General features: G+C 42.8%; 14 protein-coding genes. 5 read left to right on the top strand and 9 right to left on the bottom strand.

Going from position 1 to position 13125, the window contains the following annotated elements; genetic code table 11:
* Positions 1 to 59: 59 nt before the first annotated feature.
* Positions 60 to 473 carry a cupin domain-containing protein gene (locus OM416_RS00625; protein ID WP_145147682.1) on the bottom strand — a complete coding sequence of 138 codons (414 nt, stop codon included), beginning with the start codon at positions 471 to 473 and terminating at the stop codon, positions 60 to 62.
* A 184-nt stretch (positions 474 to 657) separates the two neighbouring features.
* Here OM416_RS00625 and OM416_RS00620 point away from each other — a divergent pair, with 184 nt between their 5' ends.
* Entirely contained in the window at positions 658 to 1218 is a 561-nt protein-coding gene (locus OM416_RS00620; RefSeq protein WP_264928749.1) for a TetR/AcrR family transcriptional regulator, read from the top strand.
* A 160-nt stretch (positions 1219 to 1378) separates the two neighbouring features.
* Positions 1379 to 2347 (top strand): DMT family transporter, encoded by a 969-nt coding sequence (locus OM416_RS00615; RefSeq protein WP_264926152.1) that lies wholly within the window; start codon positions 1379 to 1381, stop codon positions 2345 to 2347.
* 100 nt (positions 2348 to 2447) lie between these two features.
* Here OM416_RS00615 and OM416_RS00610 read toward each other — a convergent pair whose 3' ends face one another.
* The 3 genes from OM416_RS00610 to OM416_RS00600 form a co-directional block, all read right to left on the bottom strand.
* Positions 2448 to 3587 carry a DUF4309 domain-containing protein gene (locus tag OM416_RS00610; protein WP_264926151.1) on the bottom strand — a complete coding sequence of 380 codons (1140 nt, stop codon included), beginning with the start codon at positions 3585 to 3587 and terminating at the stop codon, positions 2448 to 2450.
* Positions 3588 to 3882: 295 nt separating this feature from the next.
* Positions 3883 to 5016 (bottom strand): serine hydrolase domain-containing protein, encoded by a 1134-nt coding sequence (locus OM416_RS00605; protein WP_264926150.1) that lies wholly within the window; start codon positions 5014 to 5016, stop codon positions 3883 to 3885.
* Between the two features lie 257 nt (positions 5017 to 5273).
* Positions 5274 to 6128, bottom strand: a complete 855-nt coding sequence (locus tag OM416_RS00600; RefSeq protein WP_264926149.1) for an aldo/keto reductase — start codon at positions 6126 to 6128, stop codon at positions 5274 to 5276.
* Between the two features lie 150 nt (positions 6129 to 6278).
* Here OM416_RS00600 and OM416_RS00595 point away from each other — a divergent pair, with 150 nt between their 5' ends.
* Entirely contained in the window at positions 6279 to 6686 is a 408-nt protein-coding gene (locus tag OM416_RS00595) for a MerR family transcriptional regulator (RefSeq protein ID WP_264926148.1), read from the top strand.
* Between the two features lie 106 nt (positions 6687 to 6792).
* Here OM416_RS00595 and OM416_RS00590 read toward each other — a convergent pair whose 3' ends face one another.
* From OM416_RS00590 to OM416_RS00580, 3 genes are all read right to left on the bottom strand, one after another.
* A complete protein-coding gene (locus OM416_RS00590; protein ID WP_264926147.1) occupies positions 6793 to 7383 on the bottom strand; it encodes a nitroreductase in 591 nt (196 codons plus the stop codon).
* A 31-nt stretch (positions 7384 to 7414) separates the two neighbouring features.
* The gene (locus OM416_RS00585; RefSeq protein ID WP_264926145.1) at positions 7415 to 9385 is read right to left on the bottom strand and encodes an AraC family transcriptional regulator; all 1971 of its coding nucleotides are present in this window, start codon (positions 9383 to 9385) and stop codon (positions 7415 to 7417) included.
* A gap of 183 nt (positions 9386 to 9568) precedes the next feature.
* On the bottom strand, positions 9569 to 9763 hold the full coding sequence (locus OM416_RS00580) for a hypothetical protein (RefSeq protein ID WP_017688524.1): 195 nt from the start codon (positions 9761 to 9763) through the stop codon (positions 9569 to 9571).
* 207 nt (positions 9764 to 9970) lie between these two features.
* Between OM416_RS00580 and OM416_RS00575 the strand changes: the two genes are divergently transcribed.
* The gene (locus OM416_RS00575) at positions 9971 to 10645 is read left to right on the top strand and encodes a cyclase family protein (RefSeq protein WP_264926141.1); all 675 of its coding nucleotides are present in this window, start codon (positions 9971 to 9973) and stop codon (positions 10643 to 10645) included.
* A 108-nt stretch (positions 10646 to 10753) separates the two neighbouring features.
* Here OM416_RS00575 and OM416_RS00570 read toward each other — a convergent pair whose 3' ends face one another.
* Positions 10754 to 11626, bottom strand: coding sequence for a YitT family protein (locus tag OM416_RS00570; protein ID WP_221819361.1), 873 nt, complete (start codon positions 11624 to 11626; stop codon positions 10754 to 10756).
* A gap of 91 nt (positions 11627 to 11717) precedes the next feature.
* Positions 11718 to 12074, bottom strand: coding sequence for a MerR family transcriptional regulator (locus OM416_RS00565; RefSeq protein WP_076331123.1), 357 nt, complete (start codon positions 12072 to 12074; stop codon positions 11718 to 11720).
* 111 nt (positions 12075 to 12185) lie between these two features.
* On the opposite strand from OM416_RS00565, the gene OM416_RS00560 reads away from it, so the two are divergent.
* A complete protein-coding gene (locus OM416_RS00560; RefSeq protein ID WP_264926136.1) occupies positions 12186 to 12959 on the top strand; it encodes an SDR family NAD(P)-dependent oxidoreductase in 774 nt (257 codons plus the stop codon).
* Positions 12960 to 13125 lie beyond the last annotated feature (166 nt).

Here is a 13125-nt window from a genome sequence, read left to right as displayed (position 1 = left end):
GGCTTACCAGATGACATTCAGTCACCTTTTGCCATATTCCTGATCACATTAATTGCGATTTATTTTGTAGCATTCCCATAAACTTCATCTGTCACAGGTTCCAACCATTCCGGTGTGCCCGCAGTGATCGCAATGTGTTCAAACCAACTATCTTTAGCGGCCCCATGCCAGTGTTTCACACCATCATGAGTCACAATAACATCGCCGGCTTTTAGGAATTGAGCAGGTTTTCCTTCTTCTTGATACCAACCTTCCCCACCAGTCACTAACAACAGCTGAAATCCACCACGGTGGATATGCCAGTTATTTCTGCATCCCGGTTCAAACGTTACATTCCCAACACCCACATTCACTTTGGGATCAGCAACCAAGGATTGGAGATAACTTTGCCCTACAAAATATTGTGCATATGCTTCGTTTTTTTCTCCTACCGGGAAAATAACTCCATCTTTAACTTCTTCATGTTTAGCCATTTCGAGTACCTCCAATGAATTATTTTAACGAATTGTGTTCATTTTATTTAAAACACATAAGTGCGATATCGCACATTCGTGTATAATATAAAATAATTGCACTGCCTCTGCAAGGATCAAATGAACCCGATCTGTGCCTTATTGCGCAAGGGGACAACATTTGTGCAATTACTCTCTGGAAAGAATGGTGATTACTATCGTTTCTATCACAGATCGAAGAATACTTAAGTCTCAGGAAGCGATCAAATCCGCTTTTATCAAACTCATGAACGAGAAACCTTTTGATACCATTACAATGCAAGATATCTCTGATTATGCAAATGTCGGCCGTAGAACGATATACCATCACTATTCGGACAAATTCGACTTGCTGGATAAATTAATTGAAGAACATATCGATGAACTAAGAAAATTGTGCAGGGAAGCATCCAATCTGGATTTTATAGAAAGCAATGTGCTGTGGTTCAATTATTTTGAAAGTCACTATTCATTCTTCTCAGCTATGATACGGAGTAAAGGAGCCCCTTTTTTCCGCAGTCGCTTCCTCGCTCTCGTCATCGAAGAACTGGAAGATGAGGTGAATGTAACGGAGGGAAAAAATAAAGGACTAACGAAAGAAGTGATTCTCACGTTCTTTGGTACAGCAATTGTTGGTATCGTGGAATCCTATTTCACGAATGGATTACCCCGGCAACCTCACATTGTCGCAGAACAAGTTGGGATTTTATTAGAAAGGAATCTATAACATAGACTCCTCATGAACCGTTAATTCTTTATAATCTTATCAGCTGAAGAGCGGTTTATTAATTATGATTACAAACATTGGCGTTATGTGATATGGTCAGTGAGGATATTAATAGATTCATACATACATATGTGCATGAAATGCGAGGAGAAGATCGAAAGTGATAGAGAGAAATGCCCTTGAGAAACCAAGTAAGTTTAGTGATCCCATTTTTGTCATGCTCGTGGCAAGCCTGTGTTGCTTGTTATGGGGAAGTGCGTACCCGTCCATCAAACTTGGATATATTGCATTTAACATTCTGCCGGAAGATATTGCTTCAAAGTATGTATTTGCCGGATACCGATTTACACTGGCGGGTATGCTGCTCTTGCTCCTGTCTCGTATTGTTAGAAAACAGAAACTCCAATTGTCCAGGCCTCAGTGGACAAGCCTTATCATGCTAGGTATATTGCAAACGGGTTTGCAATATATGTTTTTCTACGTTGGTGTAGCCAATACGACGGGTGTCAAAGGCTCCATTATGAATGCAACGACGACCTTTTTCAGCGTGGTTCTGGCGCACTTCATTTATAAGAACGACAAATTAAGCAGAAATAAAATCGTTGGTTGCTTGCTCGGATTCGTCGGCGTGATCATCGTGAACTTCCATACGGATCTGCTTGCTTTTTCCTTTTCATTCACAGGCGAAGGCTTCGTAATTATTGCCGCACTTGTTTTTTCCGTCACAGCCCTTTACGCAAAACGTCTCACCGCTACGATCGATGTTCTGATCATAACAGGGGTCAGCCTGTTCGTCGGCGGACTGGTACTTACGCTGTTAGGTCTATCACTCGGCGGTCGAGTCACCCATTTCACCCTGGAATCCACCAGTAACTTGATTTACTTGGCCTTGCTGTCATCTGTCGCATTTTGTTTGTGGAATATGCTTCTCAAATATAACAAAGTAGGAAGAGTGTCTGTATACAACTTCCTTATCCCTGTGTTTGGCGCCTTATTATCAGCGTTATTCCTGGGGGAAACAATTTTGGAATTGAAAAATCTGGCCGCATTGCTGTTTGTGTCGGTCGGCATTTATTTAGTCAATCGTGTACGTTCTGTGCAAAGCGCTAATAACACTCCAATAAAATAGACTACGCAACCACTGCCATGGATAAAAAATAAGCCGCTGATCAGCGGCTTTTCATGTATATACCAATACGATATACTTTCGTTTCTTACGATGTTATACCTTAATATATACTCGTAAAGTCAATCAAGTCCTCTTCTTCCTCATAGTTGAATACAATGGCGTGATTACCTAACTCGTATACCATCTCATAACCACCAACCACTTCATTGTAGTATTCTGAGGAAGGTTTCCCCATCCATATTTTCACATTCCATGGTGAAAGATTCTGCTTCTCATTGTACAAATCAAAAACGGCAATACGTGATTTATTGGTAAGCTCGTGCATGTATGAATCAAACCCGACGCCGAATTTAGAATAATAATAGAACGCTCCCCATTCCTCGTTTGAACGAGAGGTTGGTTTCCCCAGTTTTTTTTGCGCATTTTGAAGCGTCATGCCAATCTTAACGTCCGTCCGGCCTGGCAATGCACCCTTTAAAGCGGCTTCCTTCAGGCTTTTCAGGTAAGCGCGATCACCAACACCCGAGTTCGGCCAAGCTTTTGAACGCAGGTTACGTGTATCTTCCAATCGCAATTCCAATTTGTTCACATTCAGCTTAAACGTGTTAACTCCATAGACGAATTGAAGGTTGTTGTAATTTTTGAACTGTACTCGGGCACCTGAAAGAGTACGGATTCCATCATCTCTGCTTGCAGAGTAGGAATCGTCGATTTTTTTACCCTTATTATCGACAAATGTTACACGGCGCAATTCCCCAGAACGAACAATATACGTTTTCACCTCATTGAAATTAGAAGTTCCCCAGTCAGTGATCATCAGCATATCTGGTGTACCAGCCTCTTTGCTCTTCACAACGAAGTTCCAGGTTTGAGGCAAAATAATCGTATTCAGATCCAGTTTTGCTGCTTGGACTGTTCCGTATGCTGCACCTTTTTTCAGCAAGGCCGCACGATACGTTCCTGAATAACTCTTGTCGCCTTTTTTATTGTTAGTCCAACCATTTTCTTCGGTCAGCATACTCTTCTGTTCATCATAAGCAAAAATATAAACAGTATAAGCCGTTTGCTTGGCATCACGAAGCGTAAATGAAAGCCGGCTCATGCTTTCGAGCTGTTTGGCGGAGATTTGCTCTCCTTTGGCATCAGCATGGGGTGGTAGCAGCAATGCGCTCAGAACATAGACGAATAAGGTAAGTAAGGCCAGAGAAGCCCATTTTGATTGGTGCTTAGGGTGTATCATCGTTGACTCTCCTTTGAGTAAAGAATAAAATCTAGTAGGCTTTTCTAATTTTAAACCGTGTACAATCTCAACATTCAAAAAGGTACTTGCTAACGTGTAATCTTGATCAAACTATGTAAATAAATATAGGTTAATATTCGATAAGCATATCCTCCTGCTAGTACTATTTTCCTAAGAATGATAACATACCCTTTCTAATAAAGAAATAACAATCTAATGAATCGTTTTCGATCCATATAACATGAAAAAAGCCGCTAATTAGCGGCTCTTTAAGTAAATACGATTAAGATATCATTTACAAGCAGGAGTAAACCACATTACGTAGGCGGCGTTGAACGTATGGTTCCTGACTGTTCAGCAGGTGCTGTGCATACATGACCGTAAGTTCTGAATCCGGATCAATAATGGCCATACAACCAGCAGCGCCGCTCCACCCAAATTCACCAAGGGGACTAAGTGAGCCACTGCCTGCTTTAGAGATATGTGTCCGGACACCCAATCCATAGCCGTATCCATACATATGATCCCAGGAATAATCACCGCGGGTCATCTCGTTTAGATGATCTGTTCGCATCAGTTCCACTGAAGCTTGAGACAAAATACGTACGCCTTCTGGACTTGTACCACGACCAGTAAGCGCGTTCAGAAACAGTGCATAATCGCTAACGGTTGATAACAACCCTGCACCGCCGCTCTCCAGCTCGGTACCTACACGGAACCCGTTACCATCCATACGTACAGCCTTCTCAAGCTCATCATTGTAAGCATACTGCGGAATCAGGCGCGACTGCTGCTCATCGTTCAGATTGAACGCTGTGTCGTTCATACCCAGTGGTCCCGTGATTTCGTCCCGCAGATAGGTACCAAATCGTTTGCCACTTACAATTTCCACCAAGGCTCCCAGTACATCATGGCACATGCTGTAGTTCCAGTGTGTCCCTGGTTCAAACAGCAATGGTTCTTTCGCAAGCGCTTTCGCGAAGTCGCGTGTCGGCAATGCACCATCGGTTCTTTTTACGTCTTCCTGAATGCTTGGACAACCAACGTCATACGAGAACCCGGCGGTCATGGTGAACAAATCACGTACTGTAATGGCTCTTGTCGCCTTTTCCAGTCGGATCTCCCCGTTCGCCATCGTTTTCTTTACCGTCATCTCAGCATACTCTGGCAGATAATCGGACAACGGATCGCTTAACAGCATTTCCCCTCTTTCCACCAGTTGCAGTCCTGCAACGCAGGTCATGATTTTGGTCATGGAGTATAGATTGAAGATCGCTCCATCGCCGATGGGCGTTTTCTCCTCCAGGTTAGCGTAACCATTACGATAATGGAAAACGGTATCATTTCGATGCATCACCAGCACCTCCGCCCACGGTACGCGCCAGGATGTCATGCGGTCAATAAATGAAGCTAGTGGTTTAAAATCCATATTTCCCCGTCCTTCTATGTAAAATCGTTTATCATTTTGCGATGTGGTGCATCTTCACTCCCACAATCCACATATTAATAATATACGACCTTTTACAACGATTGACCACCACCTATATTGCTACAACGATCGTAACAGGAACAGCTGGTTAACTGAGGTTCTCTTCCTGTAATACAACAAACCAGACAGATGATCTGTCTGGTTTGTGGGAATTTCACAAGTTAGTCTCCAATGAGCACGATATTGAATAAGTCGGATTACAGTCCTTTCTTGCCGTAGTCAGTTAAGAACTCTACGGTTTGAGGATCATAGTGCGAGAAGAAGGAGCTTGTTCCTGTATCCAGAGCTGCTAGCTTTTCCATATCCTCCAAAGTCAATTCAAAATCAAACACATTGAAGTTCTCTTCCATTCTATTTTTGTTGACCGTTTTCGGAATAACAACCACGCCTCTTTGAAGCAAGAAGCGCAGAGCGACTTGGGCTGTCGATTTGTTGTATTTTTGACCTACTTCCTGCAACGTTGCGTTCGTAAATAAGTCATTTTTTCCTTCCGCAAATGGTCCCCAGGATTCAATCTGCGTATTATATTTTTTCATGATCTCATGTGCCTCTGTCTGCTGATTGAACACATGGGTTTCAACTTGATTGATTGCCGGTACGACTTCGCTGAACTGAACAAGATCGATATATCGGTCCGGATAGAAATTGCTTACTCCGATGGCTTTGATTTTCCCCGTTTTATATAACTCTTCCATTGCGCGATATGTTCCATAATAATCATTAAATGGTTGATGAATCAGGACCAGATCCAGATATTCCAGTTGGAGTTTCCGCAGAGATTCTTCAATGGAAGCTTGGGCTTTTTCATATCCTGCATTTGAAATCCACACCTTGGTCGTGATGAAAAATTCATCTCGAGGCACTCCGCTTTTATGAATAGCACGGCCCACCGCTTCTTCGTTACGGTATGCTTGCGCTGTATCAATAGAACGATATCCCACGCTGATTGCATCAAGCACACATTTCTCGCATTCTTCCTGATCAGCAATCTGGTACACACCATATCCCAAAATAGGCATCTTAACTCCGTTATTCAACGTTACAAATTCCATCGACTGACACTCCTTGTTAGTTATTGTTTTTTTGAGATTTACAGTCTAATAACCTTAAACTATACTTAGGCTATCACCTTCGAGTAACTCGAAGTCAACCTTTTTCTATCATTTTTTTATTCCATACTTGAAAACATAAGGAGTTTCGTCATGTATAACGTCAAAGAAGTCGCCAAACTGCTCGATCTGTCCGAACATACGGTTCGTTTCTATACAGATAAAGGACTTGTTCCAAATCTGCAGCGCGACAAAAACAACAACCGTCTTTTTGACGAAGAATCCGTAAACTGGCTTACGGGCGTAAAATATCTGAAACAATGCGGTATGTCTGTTGAACATATTAAAGCATATGTGGATCTTTGCCTTGAGGGAAACTCAACCATACAAGCGCGTTATGAGATCATTTTACGGCAGAAAGAAGCCGCCCTTGCTCAGTTGGAAGAAGCCCAACAACGAGTTCAATATATGATCAATAAAGCAGATCATTATCAGGATATTATTAACTTAATCATCCCAGATGATACCAATCCGGGACATTGGAACAAAATGAAAGCCTGACTGTTACGCAAAATCCAAAGATCGTCAAAAAAGCCGCTAATTTAGCGGCTTGGTGAGAAATATTCTATGAATTTTTGAACATCTGATATTACGCTACTAATGACAACTAATGCTGTTGCACGTCTTCTCCTGCCAGCGAGACACAGGTCAATAACTCTTCTACTGGAGTACGAGGACGAGGCTTGGGAATCTTATCCTGATCAAAGTACCCCAGATGAAGTGTGCCTACAATTCTCTCCCCTGGTCTTACACCGGTCTTGGCGTAGAAATCAGGATCGAAATTATATTCATTTGTCTTCCACACAACGCCGATATCCTGCTCCCATGCCAGAAGTTGTATATTCTGAATAAACGCAGCACTTGCGCCCACAGCATCTTCCCACACCCGTTGTCTCGGATCGGCCTCGATCACAACAAGCAGATGAGCTTGGATGGAAACACAATAGTCTTTTTGCAGCTTCTCTCCCCATCGCTCTCGCTCATCCTTGGAGAACGTATGCAGTACGGCATCAGCGAATTGCTTCCGACCTTCTTCCACAAATAAAATGAAGCGCCAAGGCTCTTTACGGGAATGCACGGGTGCCCACACGGCAGCTTCGAGCAAGTGTATGATCGTTTCTTTCGCCAGCGCTTTGCCATTGAACTGACGAATGGTTCTTCGTTCACGAATGAGCTTCTCCACGACGGACGTTTCCATATGCGTTAATCCCCCTGTCTCGTTTCCTTATTTATTGGGTAAGGAAATTTACCGCTTCGTCAATAATCTTGGTCTGTCCGATAGGTCCTCCGGGGCCTTGGAACCACAAGCCGTAGTCAACGATGTAGACATTGTTATTTTTAACAGCATTCAGGCTCCTCCACACTGCTGTTTTTTGCAGTTCTGTCGTTTCATTCTCGTCTGATGACAACAGGAAAATATGATCCGGATTAATCGATGGTAACGACTCCATGGAGATTACTTTCATTGAATCCGTCGGGTCAGGTATGGATACAGGAGGTGTCAGGCCGAGATCGTCGTACAGAACTTCATAGTTTCTTTTACTGTAATAACGCACTTCTTTATCGGATAAACGCAGGAACATTACGGTTTCGTCTCCGATGGATTGCTTGATTTCCTCGCGGGCTTCTGCAGCCTTCTTCTCGTATTCTTCAATGACTTGTTTGGCCTGATCCGTCTTTCCTAACATATCTCCCATATGTAACAGGCTGGTTTTCATACGAATAATACCTTGCTCGTCCTGCAGCTTCTCTGCCAGCAAGGTAGGCGCAATTTTGCTGAGGCTGTCATAGGCATCACTCATGAAATCCTGACCGATGATCAGGTCTGGCTCTGCCGCCAATATGCTTTCGTAGTTGGGATCAACCTGCCAGCCCAGATTTTCTTTTCCTTGAAGTTGATCGGACAGGTAGGTAGGAAACTGATCACTTCCCTCCTCATTACTGGATGCTGCCTGGAGTACAATACCGAGTGCTAACAAATAGTCCGTTGCAGCCGGGAACAACGAAATAATATGCTGAGGATCACCTTTGATGACCGTTTCTCCCCAAGGATGTTTAACAACACGTTCCTGTACTGCTGATTCGGTGGATTGCGCGACTTCGGTGGTTGGAGCATTGTTACCGTTTGTTCCATTACTGCTTGTTGCTGAATTGCCCTGAGAAGGGGAACAGGCTGATATTAATAATGTAAGGCTTAGCATCAAAAGCAATGCAACGGGTTTTCTCGCTCTCATAGATGTAAGTGATTCTCCTTTGGGTTTGTATTGATAATAATTATCATCATCAATAGGATCATAACCGCGATGCAGGGGACTGACAATGGACAATTCTGATTCTCGGATAGCATTATTCTGACCGGTTGGCAGGGCGATACATTTTTGTTTGAAACGACCTGGTGAAAGGCCAACATGCTTTTTAAATAAACGATTAAAATAGATCACATCCGGAATGCCGATTGCCTCGGCAATCTTCTGAAGAGATGCATCTGTGTGTAACAGCAGCTCCTTGGCTTTGTACATCCGTAACCGAGTTAAATAGGCAATCAGACTGCTGCCTGTCTCTTTCTTGAACTTTCTCGACAGATGTCCTGCACTGCAATCCAGAAGTTCTGCAAGCGGATCGACCATAACGGGCAACATGTAGTTCTCTTGAAGATAACGAACGGCTTGAGCTACCAGATCGGGTTTGGCAGTCTCAATCCCTTGTGCACTTAACTGCCTCATTAATTCATTAATAAATTGATAAAATAACGTCTTCACCTGAAATTTCGAGAACGCATCCGTCCGTTCCCAATGTTGCTCTATTCTTTGGACTTTATCATATAAGTCAATGGGATAGCTTGGGGCAAAAGCATATTGCACATGAAAAGGGACATGTTGCCTGAGCAGAGCTTGATTCTCACGAGTATTGGATAACGACAAATTAGCCCGATAAAACATCAAATAAAACTCGAATGAATCCTCGTTCAGGGAGATATTCATCCATACCCCCTTGCCTCCATGTAAGACTTGCATCTGATCGATCGCGTACATCGTGTCATCCAGCATAATCGTTGCATTGCCGCGAACTGTATATATAAAACCGCTAATTGGAAATCGATAGGCATGGATGGGTTCGCCAGCGCGCACGACGACGTGACGCACATCCCATATTTTAATTGAGGCCAGATTCCATAACTTCACATGCTCTTCTACCTGCATCTCTTCCTTCACCTTCCACAACCCATTAAGTTAGCAAAAAATCAGCAAAATCAGCGGATATTTTCACTTTTCTCCATTCTATCGATAATCATTCTCAACTACAACATATATCTTCCTATTCGATAAAATGCTACGCACGAAAAAGCCGATCCATGAAAAAGGATCGGCTTACGTTCTACCTTTTTAAACTTCGCCGCGTCTGTTCTCAACCGATTTCATACGGTTTTGGTCATCTGGTACCCGGTCAACACTGAACTCTTGACCAGCTTCAACCTCACCATGACCGGAAATATTTCGGGAAAAATTAGTGAACTGTCTTTTTTGCTCATCCAGTTCGTGTTTTTGTTTCAAAAGCTCTTGCGGGTCCTGCTTTGTCACTATGCAAACCTCCCATTTATTAAGTCATGCAATGATTCGTACTACAGAAGTTTTCCATAAGAGAGCTATGCTTATGCATTAACACCAGGAACCTTACATATTATATGCTCAAGCACTGTATCTGATCGTGTAATATATAAGAGCCACTACATGTTAGATGGGTTTGTTAGAAACTATGAACGTGGATTACAAAGGAGAGTACGGTAAATGAAGCGACTGCTCTTGTCCTATCCTCTTAGCGTGAATACTCCAGTTTACAAAGATAATCCGCCTGTTGAGATTCAACAGCAGTCCAGTATAGAAAAAGGAGCTAAGTACAATCAATTTATCATCACATCCCTTAACCATAGCGGCACTCATATTGATGGGCCTTGGCACTTTAATCCCAAAGGGAAAAAACTGAGTGAGATTCCAATTGACGATTTTATCTTCCATCATCCTTCGATCCTCGACATTCCCAAAAGTGATGACGAATTGATCACTAAAGCCGATTTAACGCCATATGAGAACCTAATTGCCGGCTCTGATTTGCTGCTCATACGCACAGGTTTTGGGAAGCTACGTTCCTCAGACCCTATTCGTTATAGTGATCATAACCCTGGGTTTGCCGCATCTGCTGCCAGTTACCTCATGGTGTTTGATTCGCTACGAGCGATTGGCATGGATATGATCTCTGCGGGCTCTTCACTTCATGAGGATGAAGCTATCGCTTTCCATCAGAAGATCCTGGGAAAAGATCGTGTGGATGGAAAATATATTCTGGTTATTGAGGATATGAATTTAAATCAGGATTTGTCAGACATCGGCAATGTTTATGCTGTGCCTTTGTTTATTGAAGGAGTTGACAGCAGTTTCAGTACCATTTTCAGTGAAAAATGTTAGCTGGAGCAGCCGGAAATAGCATTGAGGGATCTCATAAAGAATATATCTAATACAAAAAAACGCGCTAAGAGATCCTCTCAGCGCGTTTTTATAGTTACTAATACGTGATTAGTGAATATCTTTCTTTTTGAAATTGCCGCCTCTTACTTCAGCTACATCGTATACGACTACAAAGGCAGTCGGGTCAATTTCATGAATGATATCTTTAATTTTACTCTCTTCCATCCGGTTAATCACGCAAGTGATTTCTTTGAATTGCTCGTTAGAGTAGCCTCCGTAAGCCTCGGTATACGTTGCTCCACGACCTAGTCGGTCCCGAATGGTTTCAACCATAATCTCAGGTTGATTCGTAATAATTTTAAACGTTTTGGAGCCGCTCAAGCCCTCTTCAACAATATGTATCACTTTAGAAGCAATAAAATACGCAAGTCCTGACAAGATCGCTCCTTGCAGACCGAAAACGGTAGAAACGACAATAAAGACAAACATGTTGAGGAACAGAATGAGATCACTGGTTCCAAAAGGTACTTTTCGCGAAAGAAGTACAGCCAGCATATCTATGCCATCCAATGCCCCGCCATTACGCAATGCAAGTCCCATACCGAAACCGATGATAATCCCGCCGACAACCGTAACGAGCAAGGTATCGCCTTCAATAATGGTTGGAACATGGTGCATCAGACTGGTGCTGATCGCGAGTGAAGCAATACCGATGATTGAATATAACGCGAAGCTTTTACCGATTTGCTTGTACCCTAGCCACACAAATGGAATGTTAATAATTCCGATGAGCATCCCTAGTGGTAATCCGAACAACTGTGATCCTACGATACTCAGACCTGTGACACCACCATCTGAGACATTATTCGGGATCAATATGGCTTCCAGACCATATGCCGTTATAAATCCCCCAATGATAATCAATAATACTTTGGAGAGGATCTTTAACTTGTTTGACTTTTGTTTTCTGATTTGATGCATTCCATTTCCCCCTTGATGAACAACCGATAAAAAACAGTCTATAATAAAAATCACTGTTTTGGCAAATAGATCGTCATTTGTGTGTGTTACTTCATTGTCCGATGAGCGTTCGATACGACGAAATTTTATGCTCAAGCATCTCATCGGCTGTGTTAAGGATGTGCATCTGTTTTTGGATCGACTCTTTATGCTCCTCCAGAAGCTTCAAACGATCTGCCGCCGTATGCTCCCCTTCCTGAAACAAGGATGCATACTTCTTAATAATCGCAATGGGCATTTGAGTCTCTTTTAATTTGATCACAAATTGTAGCCATTTCAGGTGTGACTCGTTGTATCGTCTGTCTCCACTGGCATCCCGGAGAGGAATCACAATCTGTTCCTTCTCATAATAACGCAACGTATGCGCACTAATATGGAGTAATTCTGCCACTTCACCAATGGTATGCATGGTTAACCTCCCCTCCATTTTCCTGCTTGACTTAGAGTAAGCTCTAATCAGTATAATCAACTCGTGGTCACATCACAATAAAAAATGAAATCAGATCCAGGAGGAGTTTCCATGAAATACACAGTGATTACCGGTGCCAGTTCAGGCATTGGATATGAAGCGGCTTTAGCTTTTGCAGCTCGTGGCAAAAATATGATCCTGGCAGCTCGCAGAACCGATGAATTGGACAAATTGAAAGCAAAAGTAGCTGAAATCAATCCTGATCTGGATGTTGTCATTCGTACAGTGGATCTGTCCATTGCCGCTAATGTGCATGAATTCTATGAAGGTCTTCAGGCTTATTCCATTGAGACATGGATTAACAACGCAGGATTCGGGAATTTCGCTTCCGTTGGCGAACAACATCTGCCCAAGATTGAACAGATGCTACATCTTAATATAGAAGCTCTTACGATTCTTTCTTCCCCGTATGTACGTGATTATGCAGATGTCGATGGCACACAGATCATTAATATCTCCTCTGGTGGAGGATATACGATTGTGGCCGATGCTGTAACCTACTGCGCAACCAAGTTCTATGTAAGTGCCTTTACCGAAGGACTTGCGCAAGAGTTAAAAGGCAAGAACGCAGCAATGCAGGCCAAAGTGCTCGCTCCGGCTGCAACCGAGACGGAATTCGCGAAACATTCCTTTAATGTAGACGAGTTTGAATATGAAGGCAGAGTTCCGAAGTTCCATACGGCGGAACAAATGGCTGGATTTTTACTTGAATTGTATGACAGCGAGAGCGTGGTCGGCATTGTGGATGGGCTAACATATGACTTTGAACTAAGAGAACCAATTTTTCCGTACGCTGCACGAGCAGCCTCGAAACCACAAAATTAATCCGAAACTGAACTCGAAATTGAACTCGAAACCGAATCCCCGGAAACGGTTAGACATCATCTAACCTGGCTAATAAACATCTTCTAATCTAATCGTTAAACATTATTGGACGTTAAAAAGGGAACCTGTCTCCAGGCTCCCTTCTTTTTATGTTTATAATCAATTC

Origin of the sequence: Paenibacillus sp. LS1 (genome assembly GCF_026013365.1) — a bacterium.
GTDB lineage: Bacteria > Bacillota > Bacilli > Paenibacillales > Paenibacillaceae > Paenibacillus.
Note: the sequence above shows the minus strand (reverse complement) of the source record. Positions and strands in the feature narration are given on the sequence as shown.

Coding starts and splice junctions, on each gene's coding strand:
- OM416_RS00625 (WP_145147682.1), bottom strand. CDS start 473: ATGGCTAAACATGAAGAAGTTAAAGATGGAGTTATTTTCCCGGTAGGA.
- OM416_RS00620 (WP_264928749.1), top strand. CDS start 658: ATGGTGATTACTATCGTTTCTATCACAGATCGAAGAATACTTAAGTCT.
- OM416_RS00610 (WP_264926151.1), bottom strand. CDS start 3,587: ATGATACACCCTAAGCACCAATCAAAATGGGCTTCTCTGGCCTTACTT.
- OM416_RS00605 (WP_264926150.1), bottom strand. CDS start 5,016: ATGGATTTTAAACCACTAGCTTCATTTATTGACCGCATGACATCCTGG.
- OM416_RS00600 (WP_264926149.1), bottom strand. CDS start 6,128: ATGGAATTTGTAACGTTGAATAACGGAGTTAAGATGCCTATTTTGGGA.
- OM416_RS00595 (WP_264926148.1), top strand. CDS start 6,279: ATGTATAACGTCAAAGAAGTCGCCAAACTGCTCGATCTGTCCGAACAT.
- OM416_RS00590 (WP_264926147.1), bottom strand. CDS start 7,383: ATGGAAACGTCCGTCGTGGAGAAGCTCATTCGTGAACGAAGAACCATT.
- OM416_RS00585 (WP_264926145.1), bottom strand. CDS start 9,385: ATGCAGGTAGAAGAGCATGTGAAGTTATGGAATCTGGCCTCAATTAAA.
- OM416_RS00575 (WP_264926141.1), top strand. CDS start 9,971: ATGAAGCGACTGCTCTTGTCCTATCCTCTTAGCGTGAATACTCCAGTT.
- OM416_RS00570 (WP_221819361.1), bottom strand. CDS start 11,626: ATGCATCAAATCAGAAAACAAAAGTCAAACAAGTTAAAGATCCTCTCC.
- OM416_RS00565 (WP_076331123.1), bottom strand. CDS start 12,074: ATGCATACCATTGGTGAAGTGGCAGAATTACTCCATATTAGTGCGCAT.
- OM416_RS00560 (WP_264926136.1), top strand. CDS start 12,186: ATGAAATACACAGTGATTACCGGTGCCAGTTCAGGCATTGGATATGAA.